Source organism: Cedecea sp. AS113 (genome assembly GCF_037152415.1).
Taxonomy (GTDB): domain Bacteria; phylum Pseudomonadota; class Gammaproteobacteria; order Enterobacterales; family Enterobacteriaceae; genus Cedecea.
The window spans coordinates 40,461-64,057 of sequence record NZ_JBBCMI010000001.1 but is presented as its reverse complement, the minus strand read 5'-3'; the positions used below and the strand labels follow the sequence as shown (position 1 = coordinate 64,057).

General features: G+C 54.0%; 24 protein-coding genes and 3 tRNA genes. 19 read left to right on the top strand and 8 right to left on the bottom strand.

The annotated features are described in order from the left end of the window. Positions 1-47: 47 nt before the first annotated feature. Positions 48-764, bottom strand: coding sequence for a methyltransferase domain-containing protein (locus tag WFN87_RS00345; RefSeq protein ID WP_166991536.1), 717 nt, complete (start codon positions 762-764; stop codon positions 48-50). A 4-nt stretch (positions 765-768) separates the two neighbouring features. Beyond that, complete coding sequence (locus tag WFN87_RS00340) at positions 769-1,725, bottom strand: ATP-grasp domain-containing protein (protein ID WP_336983386.1); 957 nt, start codon at positions 1,723-1,725, stop codon at positions 769-771. 387 nt (positions 1,726-2,112) lie between these two features. Between WFN87_RS00340 and fliA the strand changes: the two genes are divergently transcribed. The 6 genes from fliA to tcyN all read left to right on the top strand — a co-directional run bounded on the left by fliA (position 2,113) and on the right by tcyN (position 6,858). Further along, positions 2,113-2,832, top strand: a complete 720-nt coding sequence (gene fliA, locus WFN87_RS00335; protein WP_008453816.1) for an RNA polymerase sigma factor FliA — start codon at positions 2,113-2,115, stop codon at positions 2,830-2,832. Between the two features lie 38 nt (positions 2,833-2,870). Further along, complete coding sequence (gene fliZ / locus WFN87_RS00330) at positions 2,871-3,416, top strand: flagella biosynthesis regulatory protein FliZ (RefSeq protein WP_336983385.1); 546 nt, start codon at positions 2,871-2,873, stop codon at positions 3,414-3,416. Positions 3,417-3,501: 85 nt separating this feature from the next. Further along, positions 3,502-4,302 carry a cystine ABC transporter substrate-binding protein gene (tcyJ, locus tag WFN87_RS00325; RefSeq protein ID WP_008453821.1) on the top strand — a complete coding sequence of 267 codons (801 nt, stop codon included), beginning with the start codon at positions 3,502-3,504 and terminating at the stop codon, positions 4,300-4,302. A 118-nt stretch (positions 4,303-4,420) separates the two neighbouring features. Continuing rightward, on the top strand, positions 4,421-5,407 hold the full coding sequence (dcyD, locus tag WFN87_RS00320; protein ID WP_008453823.1) for a D-cysteine desulfhydrase: 987 nt from the start codon (positions 4,421-4,423) through the stop codon (positions 5,405-5,407). Between the two features lie 33 nt (positions 5,408-5,440). Then, a complete protein-coding gene (tcyL, locus tag WFN87_RS00315) occupies positions 5,441-6,109 on the top strand; it encodes a cystine ABC transporter permease (protein ID WP_008453825.1) in 669 nt (222 codons plus the stop codon). After that, entirely contained in the window at positions 6,106-6,858 is a 753-nt protein-coding gene (gene tcyN / locus WFN87_RS00310) for an L-cystine ABC transporter ATP-binding protein TcyN (RefSeq protein WP_008453828.1), read from the top strand. The genes tcyL and tcyN overlap by 4 nt, the downstream gene beginning before the upstream one ends. Positions 6,859-6,877: 19 nt before the next feature. On the opposite strand, the gene WFN87_RS00305 is transcribed toward tcyN, so the two are convergent. Next, the gene (locus WFN87_RS00305; RefSeq protein ID WP_336983384.1) at positions 6,878-8,239 is read right to left on the bottom strand and encodes a CoA transferase; all 1,362 of its coding nucleotides are present in this window, start codon (positions 8,237-8,239) and stop codon (positions 6,878-6,880) included. Between the two features lie 153 nt (positions 8,240-8,392). Here WFN87_RS00305 and sdiA point away from each other — a divergent pair, with 153 nt between their 5' ends. Continuing rightward, complete coding sequence (gene sdiA / locus WFN87_RS00300) at positions 8,393-9,115, top strand: transcriptional regulator SdiA (protein WP_008453832.1); 723 nt, start codon at positions 8,393-8,395, stop codon at positions 9,113-9,115. Positions 9,116-9,183: 68 nt separating this feature from the next. Here the strand turns inward: sdiA and WFN87_RS00295 are convergent, their stop codons facing one another. Further along, complete coding sequence (locus WFN87_RS00295) at positions 9,184-9,408, bottom strand: DUF2594 family protein (RefSeq protein WP_008453834.1); 225 nt, start codon at positions 9,406-9,408, stop codon at positions 9,184-9,186. Between the two features lie 482 nt (positions 9,409-9,890). Here WFN87_RS00295 and uvrY point away from each other — a divergent pair, with 482 nt between their 5' ends. From uvrY to WFN87_RS00255, 8 genes are all read left to right on the top strand, one after another. Beyond that, a complete protein-coding gene (gene uvrY, locus WFN87_RS00290; RefSeq protein WP_336983383.1) occupies positions 9,891-10,547 on the top strand; it encodes a UvrY/SirA/GacA family response regulator transcription factor in 657 nt (218 codons plus the stop codon). Next, on the top strand, positions 10,540-12,372 hold the full coding sequence (uvrC, locus tag WFN87_RS00285) for an excinuclease ABC subunit UvrC (protein ID WP_336983382.1): 1,833 nt from the start codon (positions 10,540-10,542) through the stop codon (positions 12,370-12,372). The genes uvrY and uvrC overlap by 8 nt, the downstream gene beginning before the upstream one ends. Positions 12,373-12,429: 57 nt before the next feature. Continuing rightward, positions 12,430-12,978, top strand: a complete 549-nt coding sequence (pgsA, locus tag WFN87_RS00280; RefSeq protein WP_008453839.1) for a CDP-diacylglycerol--glycerol-3-phosphate 3-phosphatidyltransferase — start codon at positions 12,430-12,432, stop codon at positions 12,976-12,978. 167 nt (positions 12,979-13,145) lie between these two features. Further along, a tRNA-Gly gene (locus WFN87_RS00275) sits at positions 13,146-13,221 on the top strand. Positions 13,222-13,270: 49 nt separating this feature from the next. Then, positions 13,271-13,344, top strand: a tRNA-Cys gene (locus WFN87_RS00270). A gap of 12 nt (positions 13,345-13,356) precedes the next feature. Further along, a tRNA-Leu gene (locus tag WFN87_RS00265) sits at positions 13,357-13,442 on the top strand. A gap of 122 nt (positions 13,443-13,564) precedes the next feature. Beyond that, a complete protein-coding gene (locus tag WFN87_RS00260; RefSeq protein ID WP_336983381.1) occupies positions 13,565-14,308 on the top strand; it encodes an alpha/beta hydrolase in 744 nt (247 codons plus the stop codon). A 73-nt stretch (positions 14,309-14,381) separates the two neighbouring features. Beyond that, positions 14,382-14,957: a UPF0149 family protein gene (locus WFN87_RS00255; protein ID WP_008453841.1), complete on the top strand. Its 576-nt coding sequence runs from the start codon at positions 14,382-14,384 to the stop codon at positions 14,955-14,957. 42 nt (positions 14,958-14,999) lie between these two features. On the opposite strand, the gene ftnA is transcribed toward WFN87_RS00255, so the two are convergent. After that, a complete protein-coding gene (gene ftnA / locus WFN87_RS00250; protein ID WP_336983380.1) occupies positions 15,000-15,497 on the bottom strand; it encodes a non-heme ferritin in 498 nt (165 codons plus the stop codon). Positions 15,498-15,847: 350 nt separating this feature from the next. On the opposite strand from ftnA, the gene WFN87_RS00245 reads away from it, so the two are divergent. Beyond that, positions 15,848-17,029, top strand: coding sequence for a NupC/NupG family nucleoside CNT transporter (locus WFN87_RS00245; RefSeq protein ID WP_008453845.1), 1,182 nt, complete (start codon positions 15,848-15,850; stop codon positions 17,027-17,029). Positions 17,030-17,075: 46 nt separating this feature from the next. Here WFN87_RS00245 and WFN87_RS00240 read toward each other — a convergent pair whose 3' ends face one another. From WFN87_RS00240 to yecR, 3 genes are all read right to left on the bottom strand, one after another. Continuing rightward, positions 17,076-17,513: a DUF3574 domain-containing protein gene (locus WFN87_RS00240; protein WP_166991550.1), complete on the bottom strand. Its 438-nt coding sequence runs from the start codon at positions 17,511-17,513 to the stop codon at positions 17,076-17,078. Continuing rightward, the gene (locus WFN87_RS00235; RefSeq protein ID WP_336983379.1) at positions 17,513-18,787 is read right to left on the bottom strand and encodes a hypothetical protein; all 1,275 of its coding nucleotides are present in this window, start codon (positions 18,785-18,787) and stop codon (positions 17,513-17,515) included. The genes WFN87_RS00240 and WFN87_RS00235 overlap by 1 nt, the downstream gene beginning before the upstream one ends. A 140-nt stretch (positions 18,788-18,927) precedes the next feature. After that, entirely contained in the window at positions 18,928-19,287 is a 360-nt protein-coding gene (gene yecR / locus WFN87_RS00230; RefSeq protein ID WP_034807343.1) for a YecR family lipoprotein, read from the bottom strand. Between the two features lie 322 nt (positions 19,288-19,609). On the opposite strand from yecR, the gene WFN87_RS00225 reads away from it, so the two are divergent. From WFN87_RS00225 to WFN87_RS00215, 3 genes are all read left to right on the top strand, one after another. After that, a complete protein-coding gene (locus WFN87_RS00225) occupies positions 19,610-20,761 on the top strand; it encodes a methyl-accepting chemotaxis protein (RefSeq protein ID WP_008453853.1) in 1,152 nt (383 codons plus the stop codon). A gap of 233 nt (positions 20,762-20,994) precedes the next feature. Further along, the gene (locus WFN87_RS00220) at positions 20,995-22,584 is read left to right on the top strand and encodes an ABC transporter substrate-binding protein (protein WP_336983378.1); all 1,590 of its coding nucleotides are present in this window, start codon (positions 20,995-20,997) and stop codon (positions 22,582-22,584) included. A 58-nt stretch (positions 22,585-22,642) separates the two neighbouring features. Further along, complete coding sequence (locus WFN87_RS00215) at positions 22,643-23,596, top strand: ABC transporter permease subunit (RefSeq protein ID WP_166991564.1); 954 nt, start codon at positions 22,643-22,645, stop codon at positions 23,594-23,596. Position 23,597 lies beyond the last annotated feature (1 nt).

Here is a 23,597-nt window from a genome sequence, read left to right as displayed (position 1 = left end):
GGGCTTTGTCTTGCGACAAGGCCCTTTTTTCTGCTTCGACGGTGTCGTTATAGCTCGGCGATACACATCAAGCGCTCGCTGCGCTCAAGGTAGCGCTGGCCGGACAATTTGAACATGCCGTTAATCAATAGTGGATTATGCAGGCCGTGGCGTATTAGCCAGTCTTCGTGCGTTTTTTTGCCTTTGCCGACCGGGATAATGGTAACTTTGCGGGCGACTTTGCCGAGGATTTCCTGCATCTGTTCGACGGTAAAGAAGCGGATGTTAAACAGCGAGTCGGTCCCTTTTTTCACGTTAAAGTAATCAGCAAATGACTGATTATGGGCGTTATGTACCGTGACGATCATTCTGCCGCGAGTGATACGAGCCTGCTCAAGCGCCATTTTTTGGATATCCTCATCCGCAAATAGCCCCCAAAACCCATTGTGGTAACTGATGTCAAAATGCTTGTCCGGGTACTGCAGCTCGAAGGCATTCATCACGGAAAAACGATCCTGCAGGGAAGGATAAAGCTTTTTCGCAAGACTCACGGATTCCGGCGAAAAGTCTATTCCGTGGCCCTCTGCGCCACGCTTCGTCAACTGGACGATATCGCGAAAGCTACCGGCAGCAATCTCCAGAACCCGCTTTTCACGGCTTTTTCTGACCGCATCAATATAGTAGGCGTGGCGAAGATCGTTTTGGTAATGGTCGAAAATACCCTGCCATTTATGGTCCCAGTCCTCGGCCGTGGTGAGCTTTTCAGGCTCTGTTATTTGGCTCATATCTCTATCCTGTGAATGATTTCTCAGCGACGTAGTGGCGCGTAAAGACGGCGTTTTGTACGGCAACTGCGGGTTGAATAGGCTGGCGGGTGAAACAGTGAAGATGATTGGTAATCATGTCGTAGCCTGCCATGACCGAAAATTCGACCCCGGCTGAGAAGCGGGGGTTGATGTCCATCAGGTAATCCCCGGTGGAATGGCGCATAAATTCAATATTGATGCAGCCGTTCAGGTCGAGCAGGCGGGCAACTTCTGCCGCTTTGGCGAGCAGTGCCTCATCCTGGACAATCTCAACGGTTAATCCGGCACCGTTCACGGTGCGCAACAGCTCTTTGCGTGCAACGGCCGCCCATTCGCCGGTCTCGCGCTGCCGGACAATATCAATGACGTGAACATCTCCCGGCAGATACGGCTGGACAATCCAGTCGTTGCCGTTCAGCCGCTGACGTAGCTCAATCAGTTCGGCCTGGGTCTCTACGCGGCGAAGCCCCTCGCTGCTGCGGCCATTCCTCTGTTTAAGGATAACCGGGAAACCAAAGGAAAGCGTTTGGGACTCAGAGAGGGCGACAGTAGGCAGCGAGAGAAACGCCTCGTTATGGGAAAATCGTTGGCTCCAGGTTAGCTTATCCCTGGCAACCGCGATAGATTCTGCTGCCATTAGCGCCAGCATGGCGGACGAACACAGTTCACCCCGGGCATCAGAAAGCGTGTCAACTTCAACATCGGTTAGTGGGATGATGGCGTCAATGCGATGCTGGTCGCAAATCGCATTGATACTTTCGATAAAGGCCTGGCTATTCGTTGCACGCGGAACCTGAACAAAATTGTCGACCAGACGAGAGGCATACACCCATTGCTCGGGGTAGATATCACACCCGATGACGGTGTGGGATGCGCGTTTCAGCGCACTTATCACGGCTGGCGCAGACATTGACCCTATAGCCGTAATTAAAATGTTCATGTAAATGACCTGTCTTGTAATCTGCTTCGCCTGACGGCAGGAGGAAGTTTGCCGCAGAGAAACGACGCGTATATTTATCACTGTATGATAATCCCGCCAGAGATCAGGCCTGGAATAACAGATGATTTTATCCTTTTTTTGCAGGATAGATTCTCCGGCTTAATTTCTCCGGTTTCGCTATAGTATGTGACGTTAATATTTAACAACCAATTGATACTTTTAAGTAAGCCAGAACATGTTTTGCCTTACATTATGGTTAAAATTCCAGGGGGTTATTTCTTCATAACCTCCAAATAACCCCCCATTTCACCCACTATTCATCCGATTAAAACCCCTGCAGAAACGGATAATCATGCCGATAACTCAACTAACGCAGGGCTGTTTATCGTGAATTCACTGTATACCGCTGAAGGTGTAATGGATAAACACTCGCTGTGGCAGCGTTATGTACCGCTTGTGCGTCACGAAGCATTGCGCCTGCAGGTACGTCTGCCGGCGAGTGTGGAGCTCGACGATCTGCTACAGGCAGGCGGCATCGGGTTGTTGAACGCAGTCGAACGTTACGATGCCCTGCAGGGAACGGCATTTACTACCTACGCGGTGCAGCGCATCCGTGGGGCGATGCTTGATGAGTTGCGCAGCCGTGATTGGGTGCCGCGAAGCGTCAGGCGTAACGCTCGCGGTGTGGCACAGGCGATTGGTCAACTGGAGCAAGAGCTGGGGCGTAACGCTACCGAGACGGAAGTCGCGGAGCGGCTGGACATCCCGCTCGAAGAGTATCGCCAGATGTTGCTCGACACCAATAACAGCCAGCTCTTCTCTTATGACGAGTGGCGGGAAGAGCATGGCGATAGCATTGAACTGGTCACCGAGGAACACCAGCAGGCAAACCCGCTACAGCAATTACTGGACAGCAATCTTCGCCAGCGCGTAATGGAAGCCATTGAGGCTTTACCGGAACGCGAACAACTGGTGCTGACGCTTTATTACCAGGAAGAGCTGAATCTGAAAGAGATTGGTGCGGTGCTTGATGTGGGTGAGTCACGGGTTAGCCAGTTGCATAGCCAGGCGATCAAGCGTTTGCGCACCAAACTGGGTAAGTTGTAGGGAGTGCCGCACAATTATCTGACGACCTGGGAATTATCATGACGGTGCAGCAGTCAAAAAGACGGCCATTAAGCCGCTATCTCAAAGATTTCAAACACACCCAGACACATTGTGCACATTGCAGTAAGCTGCTCGACCGCATCACGCTCACGCGCAGCGGGGTGATTATCAATAAAGCCACCATTGCTCAACTTGATACGCTTATTGATGAGGCCACCTGGCTTATCGAGCAGAAAGAGTGGATGGCGCTATGTCGTTTTTGCGGTGATTTGCACTGCAAAGAACAAAACAACTACTTCGATATTATTGGCTTCAAACAGTATCTGTTTGAGCAAACCGAAATGAGCCACGGCACGATCCGTGAGTACGTGGTTCGTCTGCGCCGCCTGGGTAATCATCTGAGTGAGCATAAAGTCCCGCTTCCCGGCTCGCTGCAAGGCCTGCTGGACGAGACGCTGGACGCCTGGCTGCCCCGCACCAGCACCAATAATTACCGCATTGCGTTACGCAAATATTGGCAATTCCAGGTGCAGGGGCATGCGATCCCGAGTCAGGAAATTAGCACAACCTCCGATATATACTAAATTTGCATAAGTTGTAGCGGACTGGTTTTGATATATCCCGAAGCCGCCCGCTACACTACAAAAAACGTAAATAATCGGGGTAAATATGAAATTAAAAATGATCGGGCGTCAGGCGCTGATGGGCGTCCTGGCCGTTGCTCTGGTGGCCGGCGCAAGCGTGAAAACCTTCGCGGCAGAAAATCTTCTGAATAAAGTCAAAGAGCGCGGCACGCTGCTGGTGGGGCTGGAAGGCACTTATCCGCCGTTCAGCTTCCAGGGCGATGACGGCAAGCTGACCGGCTTTGAAGTCGAATTTGCCGAGCAACTGGCTCAGCACCTGGGGGTTAAAGCCGCGCTGAAGCCGACCAAATGGGACGGCATGCTGGCGTCTTTAGATTCTAAACGCATTGATGTGGTGATTAATCAGGTCACCATTTCCGACGAACGTAAGAAAAAATACGACTTCTCTACCCCTTACACCATCTCCGGTATTCAGGCACTGGTGAAGAAGGGCAACGAAGGTGGGATTAAAACCGCCGCCGACCTGAAGGGCAAAAAAGTGGGCGTTGGCCTTGGGACTAACTACGAGCAGTGGCTGCGTGAAAACGTACCGGGCGTAGACATCCGTACCTATGATGATGACCCGACCAAATATCAGGATCTGCGCGTGGGCCGTATTGACGCGATTCTGGTCGACCGCCTCGCCGCGCTGGATCTGGTTAAGAAAACCAACAATACGCTGGCGGTAGCGGGCGATGCGTTCTCCCGTCAGGAAGCGGGCGTTGCCGTGCGTAAAGGCAATGAAGATCTGCTGAAAGCCATCGATGCGGCTATCGCTGAAATGCAGAAAGACGGATCTCTGGCTAAGCTGTCCGATAAATGGTTCGGGGCGGACGTCACTAAGTAGCGCGGTATCACAGTGAAAAGGTGCTGATTTCAGCACCTTTTTTTATTTACTCCAGAGAAGGAAACCGTCTCTCTGGTGCATAATAAAACTGGATATCGATATCGGCTCAGGAGGCCCTATGTCACTGCATCACCTAACGCGTTTTCCTCGTCTGGAATTTATTGGCGCACCGACGCCGCTGGAATATTTGCCGCGCTTTTCGGACTATCTTGGCCGTGAAATTTATATTAAACGTGATGACGTGACGCCGATGGCGATGGGCGGCAACAAGCTGCGCAAGCTTGAGTTTTTGGCGGCGGATGCGCTGCGGGAAGGGGCCGATACGCTGGTCACTGCAGGCGCTATCCAGTCTAACCACGTTCGCCAGACGGCGGCGGTGGCGGCAAAGCTTGGGCTACATTGCGTGGCGCTGCTTGAAAACCCTATCGGGACAAAAGCCGAAAACTACCTGACCAACGGCAACCGTCTGCTGGTCGATCTTTTCAATGTCGAAGTTGAAATGTGCGAGGCGCTGAACGCCCCGGATAAGCAGCTGGAAGCGGTGGCTACGCGTCTGGAAGCGCAGGGATTCCGGCCTTATGTTATTCCGGTCGGCGGCTCTAATGCGTTAGGTGCGCTAGGGTATGTTGAAAGCGCGCTGGAAATTGCTCAGCAGTGTGAGAACGCCGTGAACCTGTCATCCGTGGTGGTTGCCTCCGGCAGCGCGGGGACGCATGCTGGTCTGGCGGTCGGCCTTGAGCAGTTGATGCCGGACGTGGAGCTGATTGGCGTCACTGTGTCCAGAACCGTGGCGCAGCAAAAACCCAAAGTTGTCGCCCTGCAGCAGGCCGTGGCGAAGTCGCTTGAGGTTAGCGCGACCAGCGAAATTATTCTGTGGGATGACTATTTCGCGCCAGGCTACGGCACGCCGAATGAAGAGGGGATGGAAGCGGTGAAGCTGCTGGCCAGACTTGAAGGCATCCTGCTTGACCCGGTCTACACTGGCAAAGCGATGGCCGGGCTTATTGACGGCGTGGCGCAAAAAAGATTTAAGGATCAGGGGCCCATTGCCTTTATTCATACCGGCGGAGCGCCGGCGCTGTTTGCCTACCATCCGCATCTGTAAGACGCGGTCTGGTCTTAATCATCAGGAATCACCATGCAAGAAAGTTTGCAACTGGTGCTGGACTCAGCACCGTATCTGCTAAAAGGGGCGGTTTTCACGCTCCAGCTGAGTATCGGCGGGATGTTTTTTGGCCTGATCCTCGGGTTTATGCTGGCGCTGATGCGCCTGTCGGCGTTTTGGCCTTTTTCGCTGCTGTCGCGTTTTTATGTTTCCATTTTCCGCGGGACGCCGCTTATCGCTCAGCTGTTTATGATTTATTACGGGCTGCCGCAGTTTGGCATTGAGCTGGATCCTATCCCGTCGGCGATGATTGGCCTGTCGTTAAACACGGCGGCTTACGCCTCTGAAACCCTTCGGGCGGCCATTGCCTCTATTGATAAAGGCCAGTGGGAAGCGGCGGCCAGTATCGGGATGACTCGCTGGCAAACGCTGCGCCGCGCGATTCTGCCGCAGTCGGCCCGCGTGGCGCTGCCGCCGCTGGGGAACAGCTTTATCAGCCTGGTGAAGGACACCTCGCTGGCGGCCACCATTCAGGTGCCGGAGCTGTTCCGTCAGGCGCAGCTGATCACCTCCCGCACGCTGGAAGTGTTCACCATGTATCTCGCCGCATCCCTGGTCTACTGGGTAATGGCGACGGTGCTCTCCACGCTGCAAAACTATTTTGAAAACCAGCTTAATCGCCAGGACAGGGAGCCGAAATGAGCGCCATTGACGTTAAAAAACTGGTGAAAAAATTCCACGGGCAGACGGTGCTGCACGGCATAGATCTGGACGTTAAACCTGGCGAAGTGGTGGCGATCATTGGCCCAAGTGGCTCAGGAAAAACCACGCTATTGCGCAGTATTAACCTGCTGGAAGAGCCGGACAGCGGCACGATTCAGGTGGGGAATATCACGATTGATGCCGGACAGTCTCTGGCAAAGCAGAAAGAGAAAATTCGTGCGCTGCGCCAGCAGGTGGGGTTTGTGTTCCAGAGTTTCAATCTTTTCCCACACCGCACGGTGCTGGAAAATATTATTGAAGGCCCGGTCATCGTTAAGGGCGAGCCGAAAGCAGAAGCCATTGTCCGGGCGCGCGAGCTGCTGGAGAAGGTGGGCTTAAGCGGGAAAGAGAACAGCTACCCACGTCGCCTGTCAGGCGGGCAGCAGCAGCGGGTGGCGATTGCCCGTGCGTTGGCCATGCGGCCAGAAGTTATTTTGTTTGATGAACCGACTTCGGCGCTCGATCCTGAGCTGGTGGGAGAAGTGCTGAATACTATTCGCCAACTGGCGAATGAGAAACGCACCATGGTCATTGTGACCCATGAAATGAGCTTCGCCCGGGATGTGGCCGACCGGGCAATATTCATGGATCAGGGCAAGATTGTGGAGCAGGGGCCGGCAAAAGCGCTTTTCGCCAGCCCACAGCAGCCGCGCACGCGGCAATTTCTGGAGAAATTTTTGACCCAGTAACCGCGAGGCAGGCCTGGTTTCACCCCCAGGCGGCTTTCGCGGAGCCGAGTGCCGCCGGTGGTGTGCCCCAGATAACCGGCGTGCCTGCCAGCCTCAGCGGGAACTTCAACCGGTTTCCCAGCCCAAAGGCAGACCACTCCATCGTCGGCTGGTAATCATGCGGGCCGATAGCGGCAAGCGCTGATTGACCTCCTGCCGGGCAAGACATTAATAAAGCGGCCGTTCGGGCGAGCGACAGGCGTGCGCTGTAGCCCTGACGCTGCTCATGTCGGACCTGGAGGCCTTTTAGCACTGCAGCGGCAAGCAGGTAACCCGTGGCGTGATCCAGTGCCTGAACGGGGAGCGGGTGAGGCCGCCCGGTATTTTTCCAGTGCATGCCCGCGTCGGCGATACCGCTGGACATCTGGACCAGGCTGTCGAAACCACGGCGGTTACGCCACGGCCCGTGCCATCCCCAGGCGTTGAGCGACACGTCTATCAGACCGGGAGAGAGCTGCTGTCGGGTTTCGGCATCAAAACCCAGGGCTTCCAGAGCATCCACCCGGTAGCCATGCACCAGCACATCGGCATCGGCGAGCAGGGCCTTGAACCGCTCTCTGCCTTCGGCAGATCTGAGGTCGAGCCTCGCGCATTTTTTCCCGAGAGTAACTTCCTCAACCAGCGTCGGCTCTTCCCATTCAGGGGGATCAAGGCGCAGCACCTGCGCCCCAAGACCGGCCAAAAATCGGGTGGCAACCGGGCCAGCAATAATACGAGTGAGATCCAGCACGCGGAGGCCTGCCAGCGGGCGGGCTGGTGGCAATGCTAATGCAGGGCGAGGGGCTTCGGCATGGCGTTGCTGCCAGAACAATGGCTCTGCCGCAACGGTTTTCCCATGAGGATGCTTCAGCCATTCGTCGTGGCTTAACATCGCTGCCGCGCATCCACCTGCGGCAACGATCGCCGCTTCAAGCTCAGTTTTTCCCCACGCGGTAACTCGCTGGGCGAGCGCAGATTTATCCTTGCTCACACCCAGGATGCTTTCCATTGCCTGGCGATGATGCGGCGCGTTGGTATGCAGGCGGATCCAGCCGTCCCGAGTGGCATAATCCCCGGCAAATTCATCCCACAGCGCGGCAGGAGCGCGGTTCACGGGGAAATGGCTGCTTGAAAACCAGTATGAGGCCAGCCGCTGGTCTATATAAAGCGGCGCATCCGGGCGAGCAAGCAGCGCTCTCAGGGCACAACCCGCCGTCGCCAGGCTGGCGGTGGCGAATTCGGTCACAGGAAAACGGGAACTGAGCTCACCTTTACCCGTCACGGCCACTGACGACTGAGCGATTTCCAGCCCCAGATCCCGGACCATTGATCCGAAGAGGAGGGAAAACGAAGATTTAACCATACAGAGCTCCAGTAAATTTTTCCTGACATATGTAAAAACCGAAGAATTATGGCGGAAAAACCATAAATCACATTAATTAGTTTAATAAATGTGTTAGCTTATTACATTCTATTAATGAAATACTTTTTAGCGCCAGGAGAGACGCCAGATATAATGCTGGAACGTAACTTTTTTAGCTGGCGACGGGAAGCGCTCGAACTTTTCCTGTCAATTACTGAAGCCAGCGAATTACAAACTTTAGTTCAACAACAAACTCAGCGCCTCGAGTTTGATTATTTTTCGCTGTGTGTTCGGCACCCGGTGCCTTTTACGCGGCCTAAATTATCATTGCAGAGTTCTTATCCGCAAAAATGGCTGGAGTGGTACGTGACTGAAAACTATTTTGCCATTGACCCGGTATTGAAACAGTCTAATTTCATGCGGGGTGAAATAATCTGGAGCGATGCCCTGTTTGCTGAATCTCGTGAGCTTTGGGATGCCGCGCGCGATCACGGTCTGGCGACCGGGCGCACACATTGCGTGATGGCCCCTAATCGTACGGCGGGTTTTCTCTCTGTTTCACGCTCTGGCGTTCGCAAGGAACTTGTGTCGGAAGATGAACTTGGGCTGCGGCTGAGCTACCTTGCCGAGCTGAGTATGGCGACGTTAAATCGGCTGGACGATCCGTCGGTCGAGATGATTGACATGAAGCTCAGCAAGCGCGAAAGAGAGATTCTTCAGTGGACCGGCGAAGGGAAAACGTCGGCAGAAATTGCGATTATCCTGTCCATTTCTGAGAACACGGTGAACTTCCATCAGAAGAATATGCAGAAGAAATTCAACGCGCCAAACAAGACGCAGATAGCCTGCTATGCGGCGGCGATGGGGATTATCTGAACCTGGAGGGCAAGTGTTGCGTCAGGTGCTGACGGCTGGCGAACCCGGATTCTGCCAGCCGCCCCGGCTTATTGACGGTAAGCCTGTTTAATTTGCTTAACGGTATTGCTGAATACTTCAGCCTGAGTTGGGTCTTCCAGTTGAGCGATCTGCTTTTCCATTTTCAGGATAACGCGGCCCGCATCGGCCTGGCCCATAGCCTGCAGCATCAGGGTTAACAGCGTCTTCAGACAGGTGACTTCTTGTGCCAGTTCACGGGTGTTTTCGGCGGTGGAAAAATCTGGAGTGCTCATTTACTTTCCTCAATGCTTAGTTTGTACGCTGCCATTATGCACAGTGATATTCATAAGGCGGCGGAGTATACCATAACATTCATCAGAATTATTCATGTTCGACGAATGAGAATGCATCTGAATGTTTATGGTAATAAACAACCCTTGCTCAGGGTTATTCCCGCAGGAAGCGATGAGAATTAAAAAAAATTGTTTCGCTCTCGTTTAACTAACGTTAAATAAAGAGAGAGAAGAAGGATTTTATTCTTGATGATGGTCGCATTTTGATAATTAGCTGTTTTTTAATCAGAGAATAATCGCCTGAACACGGTGTTTAGAATGTTGAGGTGTGCCGCAGAAACAGATCTGAAAGTAAAGATATATTCTTCTTAAGTGTTAACAGAATGTGCTGACCGCAATTTGGATTTTAATGTTGCCGGAAAAACGTTAATATATGGCCAATTAGCTATCAGCAGCGTTATCCCTTTCTGGAGAATAGCCCTTTGATCAACGTTCTTCTTGTTGATGACCACGAACTGGTGCGCGCAGGGATACGACGCATTCTGGAAGAGATTAAAGGCATCAAAGTCTCGGGTGAAGTGAACTGCGGTGAGGATGCCATCAAATGGTGCCGCAGTAACCCGGTCGATGTCGTGTTAATGGATATGAATATGCCGGGGATAGGTGGCCTGGAAGCCACCCGTAAAATTGCCCGCTACTCTTCAGATATCAAAGTTATCATGTTGACTATCCACACTGAGAACCCGCTGCCTGCCAAAGTCATGCAGGCCGGTGCAGCAGGGTATCTAAGTAAAGGCGCAGCGCCTCAGGACGTGGTAAATGCCATTCGTTCCGTTAATGCGGGCCAGCGTTACATCGCCTCCGACATTGCCCAACAGATGGCCTTAAGCCAGATTGCACCCGAGGCAGAATCCCCCTTTGCCAGTTTGTCTGAGCGTGAATTACAGATTATGCTGATGATCACCAAAGGCCAGAAGGTCAATGAGATCTCTGAGCAGCTTAATCTCAGCCCTAAAACGGTGAACAGTTACCGCTACCGCATGTTTAATAAACTGAATATCAGCGGAGATGTAGAGCTGACGCACCTGGCGATTCGCCACGGGTTATTCAATGCGGAGACGTTAATCAGCAGTGAGTGAACCTTTTGATTCCCGGGCTTTTCTCAAGACGGTAACCAGCCAGCCCGGCGTCTACCGCATGTACGATGCCGGCGGCACGGTTATCTATGTCGGCAAAGCTAAAGACCTGAAGAAACGCCTCTCCAGCTATTTCCGCACGAATCTTGCCAGCCGTAAAACTGAGGCGCTGGTGGCGTTGATCCAGCACATTGATGTCACGGTGACCCACACGGAAACCGAGGCTTTGCTGCTGGAGCACAACTACATCAAGCTCTATCAGCCGCGCTACAACGTGCTGCTGCGAGACGATAAATCCTATCCCTTTATCTTCCTGAGCGCCGACAGCCATCCGCGGCTGGCGATGCACCGCGGCGCGAAGCACGCGAAGGGAGAATACTTTGGCCCGTTTCCTAACGGCTATGCGGTGCGGGAAACGCTGGCGCTGCTGCAAAAAGTCTTTCCGGTTCGCCAGTGTGAAAACAGCGTGTACCGTAACCGCTCGCGGCCTTGCCTTCAGTATCAAATCGGCCGCTGTCTTGGCCCCTGTGTTTCAGGCCTGGTCACAGAAGAAGACTATGCCCGGCAGGTGGACTATGTTCGCCTGTTTTTAGCCGGGAAGGACGACCAGGTGCTGACGCAGCTTATTTCCCGCATGGAAGCGGCGAGCAAAAATCTTGAATTTGAAGAGGCCGCGAGGATCCGCGATCAGATTCAGGCGGTCCGACGTATTACCGAAAAACAGTTTGTCTCCAACACCGGCGACGATCTGGACGTGATTGGTGTCTCCTTTGATGCGGGTATGGCCTGCGTGCACGTCTTGTTCATTCGCCAGGGCAAAGTATTGGGCAGCCGCAGCTACTTCCCGAAAGTCCCGGCAGGCACCGAACTTAGCGAAGTGGTGGAGACGTTTGTCGGGCAGTTCTATCTCCAGGGTAGCCAGATGCGCACGCTGCCGTCTGAAATCCTGCTCGACTTCGCGCTGGCGGACAAATCTCTGCTGGCGGATTCGTTGAGCGAACTGGCCGGGCGTAAAGTGAATGTGCAGACTAAACCTCGCGGCGATCGGGCGCGTTACCTGAAGCTTGCCCGCACCAACGCGGCAACGGCGCTGGTGACAAAACTTTCTCAGCAATCCACCATCCAGCAGCGCCTGAAAGCGCTGGCCGAAGTGCTAAAACTTCCTGAAGTGAAGCGGATGGAGTGTTTTGATATCAGCCATACGATGGGGGAGCAAACCGTCGCTTCCTGCGTGGTGTTCGACAGTAACGGCCCGCTTCGGGCGGAATACCGCCGCTACAATATTACCGGTATTACGCCGGGGGACGACTACGCCGCCATGAATCAGGTGCTGCGCCGCCGCTACGGTAAAGCAATAGAAGAGAGCAAAATCCCGGACGTGATCCTGATCGACGGCGGGAAGGGGCAGTTGGGGCAGGCGAAGGCGGTGTTTGCCGAGCTGAACGTGCCCTGGGATAAACACCATCCTTTGTTGTTGGGCGTGGCCAAAGGCAGCGACCGCAAAACCGGGCTGGAAACATTATTCTTTGAGCCCGAAGGTGAGGGGTTCTCCTTACCGCCGGATTCTCCGGCGCTGCACGTGATCCAACACATTCGCGATGATTCACACGATCATGCGATCTCCGGCCACCGTAAAAAACGAGCGAAGGTGAAAAGCACCAGTTCGCTGGAGACGATTGAAGGCATCGGGCCAAAGCGCCGTCAGATGCTGCTGAAGTATATGGGCGGATTGCAACCGTTAATCAACGCCTCCATCGAGGAGATAGCAAAAGTGCCGGGCATCTCGCAGGCATTGGCAGAAAAGATCTACTACTCGTTGAAACATTAAGGGCTCTGTAGCAACATAGAGACAATTTCCACTTATGACAGATAGTTAACTGGCACTATGCGATTCAATATCCCAACACTGCTCACGCTGTTTCGTGTCATCCTTATCCCGTTCTTTGTGCTGGCGTTTTATCTGCCGTTCAACTGGGCACCTTTCCTTTGCGCTTTCATTTTTTGGCTGGCGGCCATCACCGATTGGTTTGACGGTTTTCTCGCGCGTCGCTGGAACCAAAGCACCCGCTTCGGCGCATTCCTCGATCCCGTTGCCGATAAGGTGATGGTGGTGGTGGCGCTGGTGCTGGTGGTAGAGCATTATCACGCCTGGTGGGTGACCTTGCCTGCGGCCACGATGATCGCCCGCGAGATCATTATTTCCGCGCTGCGTGAATGGATGGCGGAGATTGGTAAGCGCAGCCGTGTGGCGGTTTCCTGGATCGGTAAAACCAAAACAATGGCGCAAATGTTGGCGCTGATTGGCATGCTTTGGCGGCCAAACATGTGGATTGAGTACACCGGTATCGCGCTTTTCTTCGTTGCGGCGGTGCTAACGTTCTGGTCAATGTTCCAATATTTGGCCGCGGCACGCGGTGATTTGCTCGAACCGTGATCTATCCGGCGCAAAATTCAGCAAACGATTCGTGGTGTTAGAAAATTTCATTGACTCATTGCGTCAGGTAAGTAGAATGCAACGCATCGAAAGGCAGCAAGGTTTGCCGGAAGATAATAAAATCAAGTGATTAGCTTAATAGCCACCAACAGTCACTTGTACAAAAAGCGGGAATAGCTCAGTTGGTAGAGCACGACCTTGCCAAGGTCGGGGTCGCGAGTTCGAGTCTCGTTTCCCGCTCCAAATTCAGGTAATAGACTTTCTGTTGCCGCCTGCAAAGGCAAAAGATTTTGGCGCGTTAGCAAAGCGGTTATGTAGCGGATTGCAAATCCGTCTAGTCCGGTTCGACTCCGGAACGCGCCTCCAATTTCTTCCCGAGCCCGGATGGTGAAATCGGTAGACACAAGGGATTTAAAATCCCTCGGCTTATGGCTGTGCGGGTTCAAGTCCCGCTCCGGGTACCATGGGAATAAAAAGAATAAAATCAATGATAAGCAGTGTCGTGTAAACCACCTTCGGGTGGTTTTTTATTGCCTGCGATTTGCCATTCTGAAAATTATCCTGCCTGTTCCGCTAAAAGCATGCCATGCTAAACCCTTCCCTGGCATTCCATCTGGTAACGATGAACATTTTCTCCCGACACCCATTTGATGTCGCTTTCCAGGGCCGCGCGCTCAAGGCTGACAGCATTTTCGCCAGTAAAGGCCACGTCCTGATGATCCACGGAGGTTCAAAAGACCGCGAGGCGAGCCTTCGGTACCGGCACTTAATGGCTGAGCTGGGTTTTGGCAGCACGGCTTTTGATTGTATCGGGCATGGGGAAACTGGCGGCGATCTCTCTCAATCTTCTTTAATCAGCCGCACAGACCAGGCCCTTGCGGTTGCCGAACATTTAGGTTCTCAACTGACCGGCTGCATGGGCGTCAGCATGGGGGCGTACAACGCTTTGCAACTGAGCCAATCCGTGTCTCTGCGTTCCCTTATCCTGATGGTGCCGGGCGTGTATCACCCTTCGGCTTACCGGATTAACTTCGGGCCTGAATTTTCCGCCATTATCCGCCAGCCGCGAAGCTGGGCCGACAGTGACGCCTGGAAGGCCGTGACTGAGTTTGGCGGTAATATTCTGGTCATCGCCGCGGCTGAAGATCGGGTGATCCCGGCGGAGATCCCGCCCCGGCTTTATGATTCGACGTCGGGGCAGGGCAAACATGCTTTGTTGACCGTGCCGGGCGCCGACCACAACAGCGTCTGGCAGGCGCTGCAGCACACGCCCTCGCTCTACGACAAAACCTGTCAATTATTGGTGGAATGCCTGACGAAAGCGGAATGAAAATGACTCGTCGCGCGTAGAACGGGTACACTACGCCAAATTTTATTCAAAACGCGAGACGAGGAAGCCAAAAATGACCCAGGGCCCGCTGAACGAAGACGAAATTATCTGGCTGGATGACATTCTGCTGAAGTACGGCACCGCACATTCGGTGATTGATGTAGCCGAGCTGGATGGGCTGCTCACGGCGCTGCTGTCAGGTCCAACTGTGACCGAACCTGCTACCGTGCTGAGGGCGGTATGGGGCGGCGATGTCGAGCCGGAATGGGAAAGCAAAGAAGAGCTGACGCGCTTTAGCGTACTGGTGTTCCAGCATATGAACGACATTGCCGAACGCCTGGCGGAGTATCCGGGGCAGTTTGAGCCTCTGTTTGGTACCAGCGAAGTGGATAACCGCGAAATCACCATCGTGGAAGAGTGGTGCTACGGCTACATGCGCGGTGTGTCACTGGAAAGCTGGCCTGCGCTGCCGGCAGAACTTCAGCCAGAGCTGGAGGCGATTGCCCTGCATGGGCTGGAAGAGAATGAAGCGAAGTTTGAAAGCCTGACGCCGGAAGCATTTCTGGCGAGCATTGAGGCGATTAAACCTGCGGCACTGGCGTTATACGGATACTGGCACAGCCAGCGAAACGGCGGGGCGCTGCACTAAAATGAAAATAGCAGGCCGCAATGGCCTGCTACTTAACGGCAATTAAGCCTGAGCGTCCAGCGTGGCCAGCTCTTTATCGACAAAGTAAAGGCCTTCGCCGCTTTTGCCCACCAGGCTGAGTTTATCCAGCACGGATTTAAACAGTTTCTCTTCTTCATGCTGCTCGGCAACATACCACTGCAGGAAATTAAAGGTTGGATAATCCTGAGAGGTCATTGCGGAATGGACCAGAGCATTAATCTGACGCGTAATTAACTGCTCGTGCTCGTAGGTCGCTTTAAATAATTCGTCCAGTGAAGCGTATTCTAAATACGGGGACTGAATGGCGTTAATACGCGGCATGCTCCCGGTATCACTTAAATATGCAAACAGACGCTGCATGTGCTCCATCTCTTCCTGAGCGTGGCGGCGCAGGAACGCGGCAGCCCCTTCGAAGCTGTGATAGCTGCACCAGGCGCTCATCTGCTTGTAAAGCAGGGAGGAGTAGAGTTCAAGGTTCATCTGCTCGTTCAGTTTTTCAATCATTTCCGTCTTCAGCATCACAGGCTCCATATTTTTTGAGGGGCGTTAATATGGCGCTACTTTAATTATTAATTTTCCATAATGCAAAGAAATTGTTAATTATATTAGTGTAATGAGAATGGTTGTTACTATTATTTTATTTGTGACAAAATGAATTAATAATGAGAATTAATCCTGTTCCGCTTCGCTATTTTATTGCCAAATAACGTGTCATGAATTAGTCATATTTAGCCTCGCAAAATGGTAACCATGCTAAGAGTAAGCCTATGTTGTCATTGGAAAATCTTATGGCTAAATATTCTTATGCCCGCCATTTACCTGACGCGGGAGCTGTGGCTAAATACGTTTCTTTCAAAATTAGACTGCACATGAATATTCTTCATTTTCTTCTCGCACTTTTTGTCATCATGGGACTGGCGTGGCTGGTGAGCTTCGATCGTAAAACCATCCGCATCCGCTATTTGTTACAACTTGTCGTCATTGAAGGCCTGCTGGCGTTCTTCTTCCTGCACTCCGACAGCGGCTTGTGGGTGATTAACGGCGTGTCCGGTTTCTTTGGCCACCTTCTGACCTTCGCCGGGCAGGGTAGCGACTTCGTCTTTGGCGGCATGAGCAAAGCGGGCCTGGCCTTTATCTTCCTCGGCGTGCTGTGCCCGATTATCTTTATCTCGGCGCTGATCGGGATCCTGCAGCACTTCCGCATTCTGCCTATTATTATTCGCATTGTCGGTACGCTGCTTTCTAAAGTGAACGGCATGGGCAAGCTGGAATCATTCAACGCCGTGAGCTCGCTGATTCTGGGACAGTCCGAAAACTTCATCGCCTACAAAGGCGTACTGGGCGATCTTAGCTCTCGCCGCCTGTTCACCATGGCCGCAACGGCGATGTCCACGGTTTCGCTGTCCATCGTCGGGGCCTACATGACGATGCTGGAGCCGAAGTATGTGGTTGCGGCGCTGATCCTGAATATGTTCAGCACGTTCATTATCCTGTCGATCATTAACCCGACCCGCCCGGGCGCTGAGCCAGAAATCAAGCTTGAGAAGCTGCACGAATCCCAAAGCTTCTTTGAAATGCTGGGGGAATACATCCTCGCAGGTTTCAAAGTGGCGATGATTATTCTGGCGATGCTGATTGGTTTTATCGCGCTTATCAGCGCCATTAATGCGCTGTTCGCGACCGTCTTCGGTCTGAGCTTCCAGCAAATTCTGGGCTACGTTTTCTATCCGTTTGCCTGGCTGGTGGGTATTCCTCAGGCGGATGCGCTGAAAGCGGCCGGCATTATGGCGACCAAGCTGGTGGCGAACGAATTTGTGGCGATGATTGAGCTGCAGAAGATCATGGCGACGCTGTCGCCGCGCGGGCTGGGGATCCTGTCGGTCTTCCTGGTGTCCTTCGCTAACTTTGCTTCCATCGGGATTGTGGCCGGGGCTATTAAAGGGCTGAACGAAAAGCAGGGGAACGTGGTGTCTCGCTTTGGCCTGCGCCTGGTGTACGGCGCGACGCTGGTCAGCCTGCTGTCCGCGGCGTTTGCCGGGCTGGTTCTGTAAAAATAAAAACGGCGGGTTTCCCCGCCGTTTCTTTAACGCAAAATCATCAGAACGCGGCGCAGACCGGCTGGTCAACGCGCATCACGGATTCCTGCGCAAAGCGAGTTTTATAGATAGAGCGCAGTTCGTCTACCTTTTTGCTGCTCTCCGCATCGCTGCCGCGAATCAGCATGATCGCCTTGCTCGGTTCGTGGGTCACTTCACCCTTAGCATTCAGCCACTGGCCTTTGGCGTCATATTCGGTCAGCCCTTCGCGGAAGCGCGGGGTCACGTCTTTATCCACGAAGCTGCGCCATTCATTGGCGGTAATTTCCGCGCCGGATGGGCGGCTGATGCCGAAATAGAGCGTGGTTTGCGTCATCTGATCGCCTGCCTGGCACTGTTTAGCCGGGGCGGTAACCGCCGATGTGGTTTTCGCTGGCGTGACGCAGCCCGTCAGAGCCAGAGCTAATGCCCCGGCCAGTGTTGCTTTATAAAATACCATTATCCACCTGTCTTGCTGTCATCATCATTATTAAAATTAAATGCGGAATGATTCCGCCGCGATATAAAATTACAATTCCGCACTTTTCGCAAGTCGCCGAGCATCAATAGGGCAATAATAATCCCGCAGATGCCGCTGCCGGGCAGCACCCACTGCGCCGGGAAGTATCCGGCAATCGTTCCCGTGACCAGCGGGACGACTAACGTAATGCCGAGCTGCAGTCGCCAGGTTGCCGCCATAGCGGCGCCAACCTGCGGGCCAGGGAAACTGTCCATCACGTTGAGCGTGGCGACCAGATAGAACCAGTTACTGAACAAATGAGCGATAACGATCAGCGGCACCGCCAGCCACAAAGTGCCCGAGTAACCCACGGCGAAATAACACAAAGTAAAAAGCAGCAGCGCCAGCATTAGCGGGAAGCTTTTACCCGCCCGGTTGCGCACCTGTTTTTCGCTGAGCAGGAGCGGGGCGAGCAGTTGCCCAGCGCTACGGGCAAACAGCAGCACCAGGCCATTGGCCGCGTTATCACCCGGCAACGCAGGAGCCAGCGCCGGGAGCAAAGCCATCACGGGGGCGCCGACCAGCGCAAGGCTGGGCAACAGCAACAGGCTGCGCTTTTGCTCCGGGGTAACGTTCTGCCAGCTAAACTCCTCGCTTTCGTCTGGGGCGCTGTCTTCTTTTGCCTTCATAACAAAGGCCGCCGAGGCGTACCAGAGCAGCCCTATGGCAACGATGAAACTGATTGCATCCAGCAGCAGCATCAGCCAGAGGCTGACGTGGCCATATAATAATGTCCCAAGCCCCACGCCGAAGATAACGTTGGCGGCAAACACCAGCGTTTCAACGCCTGCGGCGGCGGGCATTAGCGCTTTAGATAAACCTTGTTTGAAAAGCTGACTTAAGGCCGGCACCGTCAGGCCGGTGCTAAAAGCGGCGGCGGCCTGGCTTAACAACAGCAAGCCTGGGTGTTCATTCCACAGCGCAAGGCACGGCAGAAGCAGCCCTGTAAGACCGAAAACTTCGCCGAGAAGCAGCACAGAAAACGCCGGCCAGCGCCTTAATAACCACACGCCAGCAAAGCTGGCAGGTAAGCCGGGCGCAAGTGAGAGGACGTAAGCAAGAGAAAGCCAGGCGGGGGTAGCGTGACTGTTTAACAGCTGACTGAAGACCAGAACGTAAGTCAGGCCGTTACCCACAGAAGAAAACAGCAGCGCCAGTCCGAGCAGCGTGAACCAGCGGTGCTGGCGCAGGGCGCGTAGCAATAGAAGAAGCATGTTAAGTTCCTGATGAAAAAATAGAGTCAAGCCGCCGTGGGAAAACGGCAGCGCGAGATATTTATCGTCAGGAACGGGTTACATTGGCGTCAGGCTTCTCTTTGTACAGTTGTCTCTAAAAATAGGGGAGTACTGGTAAATTACCAGTTGCTGGTGACGCCCGCATACTGTGGGCCGGTCACGCCGCGGCACTGGTATTCCAGCACCACCTGGGTGTTCAGGCAAAGGGTGCCGCTGTAGGTGGTACAGGTCTTGATATCGCTGCCGTAAGGGAGTGCGCTGGCATAGCCCCATTGCTGGCACTGACGCGATGCCGTGGACTGGGCGAGGAATTTATCCACTTTGGCCGTTTGCAGCGGCGGCAGGCTATAGGCGAGGCGAACAACACCGGCAGGCTCATTGGCATTGAGCGGAACAGGTGTTTTGCTTACGGTGCATCCGCTCAGTAACAGGGCGGTAACGGCCAGATAAATGCGCTTCATCGTTGATTCATACCTCATACTTAACCGCCTTCATGGTAGCACGCGTGGCGGGCAGAAAAGCCTGTTCGATTAGGCGGGCCGTAAATTCCATAAATTTCGAATTTTAAATAACCCTTAATTCAAATTACGAAATAAAAACTTTTTACCTAACGTAAATTCCCCACAAAATACGCGGCGATTTTTTGATCAAAAACGCGTCAAGTTTTGCTGAACCGTGCCGACAATAGCGCTACGGCGCGATTTAATTTCACTTATGCAGGTATACGAGGGAATAAATCAGGACGCGCGTCGCTAAAGCCGCACAGGAAGTGCATTTTATTTTTTACCGGGGAACCAAAAAATGAACATTGTTCGCAATATTAAAATTCGCGCGATGGTGGTGCTGATACAAATCTTTTCCACGCTGGCATGGATCTGCGTGGCGGGCGCGACGCTATGGCTATTACATAACCTCAAGCAACAGCTTGCGCTGAGCCCGGATCAGCTCACGTGGATTAACACGGCCCAACGGATGCTGATTATCTCCATTGCTATCAGCATTGCGATCGTCATTTTTACAGAACGCTACCTGTGGTTTTGCCTGGTAAAGCCGGTTAATACGATCCGCCACCACATGCACGTCCTGGCGCAGGGAGAACTGGCTGCCACGCTGCCGGATTTGGGGCGCAACTGTATTGGCCTGATGGTGCCGCCGATTCAAAAAATGCAGGAAAACTGGCAAAGGGCGGTGAGCCGCATCCGGGACAGCGCCGAGGCTATTCGCACCAACGCCACCGAAGTGTCCGGGGTTAACACTGACCTGTCATCCCGTTCGGAGCAACAGGCCGCCGCGCTGGAGCAGACCAGCGCCAGCATGGCGCAGCTGAACAGCACGGTGAAGCTGAACGCCGACAATGCAAATCACGCCAGCCACCTCGCGCAGAATGCCACCAACACTGCGGTAAACGGCGGGGATTCGGTGAAGCAGGTAGTGAAGACCATGGATGTGATTGCCAGCAGCGCGAACAAAATTGTCGATATCACCACGGTGATTAACAGCATTGCGTTCCAGACCAACATTCTGGCGCTAAATGCCGCGGTGGAGGCGGCAAGAGCGGGAGAGCAGGGCAAAGGCTTTGCGGTCGTCGCCAGCGAGGTACGTAATCTGGCCAGCAGAAGCGCCGGGGCCGCAAAAGAGATTGAAACCCTGCTCAACGATTCGGTCAGTAATATTCACACCGGGTCGCAGCAGGTGCGTAAAGCGGGGGAGGCAATGGATGAGATCCTCCGCGCCGTGAAGCAGGTGAATGACATCATGGGGGAGATTGCCAGCGCGTCCCTCGAGCAAAGTCAGGGCATCGGACAGGTCGGGATCGCCGTTCGGGAAATGGACAGCGTGACGCAGCAGAACGTGAATCTGGTCCAGAAGTCGGTGCTCTCTTCCGTTGAACTGGAGAAACAGGCGCACCACCTGCATGACGCGGTGGCAATGTTCCGGCTTAACGCAGTCTGAGAACCACGCATGTGACAAAGCAGCCTCCGGGCTGCTTTTTTTACGTCTTAAACAGGCGCGGAAACAAAAATATGTGACGCAGATGGGGGAAATAATATTCCCCGCAGGCATTGGCGTCAGGCACCGTGCGGATAGTTAAAAATCGGCTAAGCTTATGCTTTTTAGGAACATTTACAAGCGATCGCGAGTGTCGCACTATGCGGGCTCTTATTGAGCAAGGAGTTTCTGAAGCAATGCGTAAACCTCTGGTATTGTCGGCGCTGGTCGCCGCGCTGGCCCTGGCCTTAAGCGGCTGTGATGACGCTAAAAAAGAGACCGCGGCGGCCCCCGCCCCGGCAAAAGAAGCGCAGCAGGGCGGCAGCCTGATAATCGGCATCACCTCCGGCGATCCGCTGGCCATGAACCCGCTGTACGCCAGCGATCGGACTACGTTAACCATCATACAGGCGCTTTACTCGCCGCTGTACAGCTACAACGGCGACAAGATCGAATGGGGCCTGGCGGAAAGCCTGACGCCGTCAGCCGACAACCTCACCTGGACGCTGAAACTCAAGCCTGACCTGAAATGGCAGGATGGGCAGCCGATTACCGCCGATGACGTGGTGTTCACCTTTAATAAACTGCTGGATGAAAAGCAGCATAGCTTCTTCCGCAGCATGTTTGTTTATGGCAACCAGCCCCTGAGCGTGAGCAAAGTGGATCCGCTCACGGTTAAATTTACGCTGCCTCAGGTCAGCGCCGCCTTTGCCGGTACGCTGGTGCAAATCTTCCCGATCCCACAGCATATCTTCGGCAGCGAAGCAGGCGATCTGGAAAAGAGCACCCGCAATGATGCGCCCGTCGGCTCCGGTCCGTTCAAGTTCAAAGAGTACCGGGCGGGTCAGTACTACGCCCTGACGCGGTTTGATGATTACTGGAACGGTAAACCGAAACTCGACTCGGTCACCTACCGCTTTGCAAAGGACGCTAACTCTGCCAACCTCGCGCTGCAGAACGGTGAGATCAATCTCAAGATGGTCGATCCGCAGGATGTTTCGCGCCTGAAAGCCACCGGCAAGTTTGATTTTGTTATTTACCCGGAAGGCCGCCTGGCCTACATGACTTTCAACCAGAACGTTGACAGCATGAAGAGCAAAGATCTTCGTCAGGCCATCGCCTACGCGCTGAATAAAGATGACCTTGTGCAAACGGCGTTCACCTCTCTCGATTACGCCAAACCTGCGGCTTCTATTCTGACCCCGGATACCCTCTACCAGACCAGCGATGTGGAACCGTACAAGTTCGATCTCGATAAAGCCAAAGCGTTGTTCAAAGCGTCCGGGCAGCCGGAGGGCGTGAAGCTGCGCCTGGCCTACATCAACAGCAATAAAACCCAGGAAAGCATGGGGCTGTACATTCAGCAGCAGCTGAAGGCGATAGGCATCAACGTTGAACTGCTGCCGCTGGATGCGAACGCGATGTCCCAGCGCAGTCAGGACATGAAAAACACGACCTATGAACTAAGCCTGGGCGGTTACATCATGGGCGCTGAGCCGGACGGCTATAAGTCGCTGTATATGAGCAACGAAGCCTATAACTACGCGCACTATAAAAACCCGGCGTTTGATGCGCTGTGGGAGCAGGGCGCAACGGAAACGGATGCGGCGAAGCGCGCGGCTATCTACAAGCAGATCCAGCAAACCGTCGCCAGCGATATGGCCTGGTACCCGATTGCCTACACCAACGCGGTTGTGGCGGTGGACAAACGTTTTGGCGGCACGCAAGAAGCCGAGCCTAAGCCCGTGTATATGTTCCAGGATCTGTCGAAAATTTATCAACAATAACAATGAGTGATCCTCCGCCCGGCCGGTTTGTGCCGGGCGGGCGGAGGAAGGCGAAACTATGAATAACCTTCTTTTCCGGCGCTTACTGCAGCTGCTCCCGATGCTGCTTTTTATCTCGCTGGTCTCTTTTTTACTGGTGAAGCTGGCCCCCGGCGATCCTGTGCAGGCGTATATCACCCCGCGCATGAGCCCGGAGGATATCGAACGCATCCGCCAGAGCATGGGGCTGGATAAGCCGCTGCCAGTGCAGTACCTGCTGTGGCTGAAAAATCTGCTGCAGGGCGATCTCGGCTACTCCCTGATTTACCACCGTCCGGTGCTGACGATGATCGGTGAGCGTATCCCGGCCACGCTTGGCCTGATGGGCGCGTCCTTGTTGTTAGCTATCCTGCTGGCGATCCCGCTGGGGCTACTGGCGGGGGCGTACAAACACCGCTGGCTCGACCATGTTCTGAACCTGTTCGCTTACGTCGGGATCTCGGTGCCGATCTTCTGGTTTGGCATCCTGCTGATTACCGTGTTTTCGGTGCAGCTGAACTGGCTGCCGAGCATGGGGATGCGAACCATCGGCGCGGAGGACTCCTGGCTCGATGTGATTCGTCACGGCATTCTGCCCTGCATCGCGCTGACGTTTTACAACCTCTCCAGCTATGTGCGCTACATCCGCTCGAACACCATTAGCCAGCTGTCCGCCGACTATGTGCAAACCCAGCTGGCCTACGGGGCAACCCGGCGTACTGTTCTGTTCCGGCATGTGCTGAAGAACGTGCTGCTGCCGGTGATCACGCTGTTTGGCCTCTCTTTTGGCGAGCTGGTGGTGGGCGCCTACGTGACGGAAAGCGTCTTTTCCTGGCCGGGTATGGGGCTGCTGGGGATCCAGGCCATCACCTCCCTCGACTACCCGCTGATCATGGCCATTATTCTGCTCTCAGCGTTGATGCTGATTGTGGGGAATCTGCTGGCCGATCTTCTGTATCGGGTGGCGGACCCGCGCATTAAGGCGCTGAGGTAAC

Coding starts and splice junctions, on each gene's coding strand:
- WFN87_RS00345 (WP_166991536.1), bottom strand. CDS start 764: ATGAGCCAAATAACAGAGCCTGAAAAGCTCACCACGGCCGAGGACTGG.
- WFN87_RS00340 (WP_336983386.1), bottom strand. CDS start 1,725: ATGAACATTTTAATTACGGCTATAGGGTCAATGTCTGCGCCAGCCGTG.
- fliZ (WP_336983385.1), top strand. CDS start 2,871: ATGACGGTGCAGCAGTCAAAAAGACGGCCATTAAGCCGCTATCTCAAA.
- tcyJ (WP_008453821.1), top strand. CDS start 3,502: ATGAAATTAAAAATGATCGGGCGTCAGGCGCTGATGGGCGTCCTGGCC.
- dcyD (WP_008453823.1), top strand. CDS start 4,421: ATGTCACTGCATCACCTAACGCGTTTTCCTCGTCTGGAATTTATTGGC.
- tcyL (WP_008453825.1), top strand. CDS start 5,441: ATGCAAGAAAGTTTGCAACTGGTGCTGGACTCAGCACCGTATCTGCTA.
- tcyN (WP_008453828.1), top strand. CDS start 6,106: ATGAGCGCCATTGACGTTAAAAAACTGGTGAAAAAATTCCACGGGCAG.
- WFN87_RS00305 (WP_336983384.1), bottom strand. CDS start 8,239: ATGGTTAAATCTTCGTTTTCCCTCCTCTTCGGATCAATGGTCCGGGAT.
- sdiA (WP_008453832.1), top strand. CDS start 8,393: ATGCTGGAACGTAACTTTTTTAGCTGGCGACGGGAAGCGCTCGAACTT.
- WFN87_RS00295 (WP_008453834.1), bottom strand. CDS start 9,408: ATGAGCACTCCAGATTTTTCCACCGCCGAAAACACCCGTGAACTGGCA.
- pgsA (WP_008453839.1), top strand. CDS start 12,430: ATGCGATTCAATATCCCAACACTGCTCACGCTGTTTCGTGTCATCCTT.
- WFN87_RS00260 (WP_336983381.1), top strand. CDS start 13,565: ATGCTAAACCCTTCCCTGGCATTCCATCTGGTAACGATGAACATTTTC.
- WFN87_RS00255 (WP_008453841.1), top strand. CDS start 14,382: ATGACCCAGGGCCCGCTGAACGAAGACGAAATTATCTGGCTGGATGAC.
- ftnA (WP_336983380.1), bottom strand. CDS start 15,497: ATGCTGAAGACGGAAATGATTGAAAAACTGAACGAGCAGATGAACCTT.
- WFN87_RS00245 (WP_008453845.1), top strand. CDS start 15,848: ATGAATATTCTTCATTTTCTTCTCGCACTTTTTGTCATCATGGGACTG.
- WFN87_RS00240 (WP_166991550.1), bottom strand. CDS start 17,513: ATGGTATTTTATAAAGCAACACTGGCCGGGGCATTAGCTCTGGCTCTG.
- WFN87_RS00235 (WP_336983379.1), bottom strand. CDS start 18,787: ATGCTTCTTCTATTGCTACGCGCCCTGCGCCAGCACCGCTGGTTCACG.
- yecR (WP_034807343.1), bottom strand. CDS start 19,287: ATGAGGTATGAATCAACGATGAAGCGCATTTATCTGGCCGTTACCGCC.
- WFN87_RS00225 (WP_008453853.1), top strand. CDS start 19,610: ATGAACATTGTTCGCAATATTAAAATTCGCGCGATGGTGGTGCTGATA.
- WFN87_RS00220 (WP_336983378.1), top strand. CDS start 20,995: ATGCGTAAACCTCTGGTATTGTCGGCGCTGGTCGCCGCGCTGGCCCTG.
- WFN87_RS00215 (WP_166991564.1), top strand. CDS start 22,643: ATGAATAACCTTCTTTTCCGGCGCTTACTGCAGCTGCTCCCGATGCTG.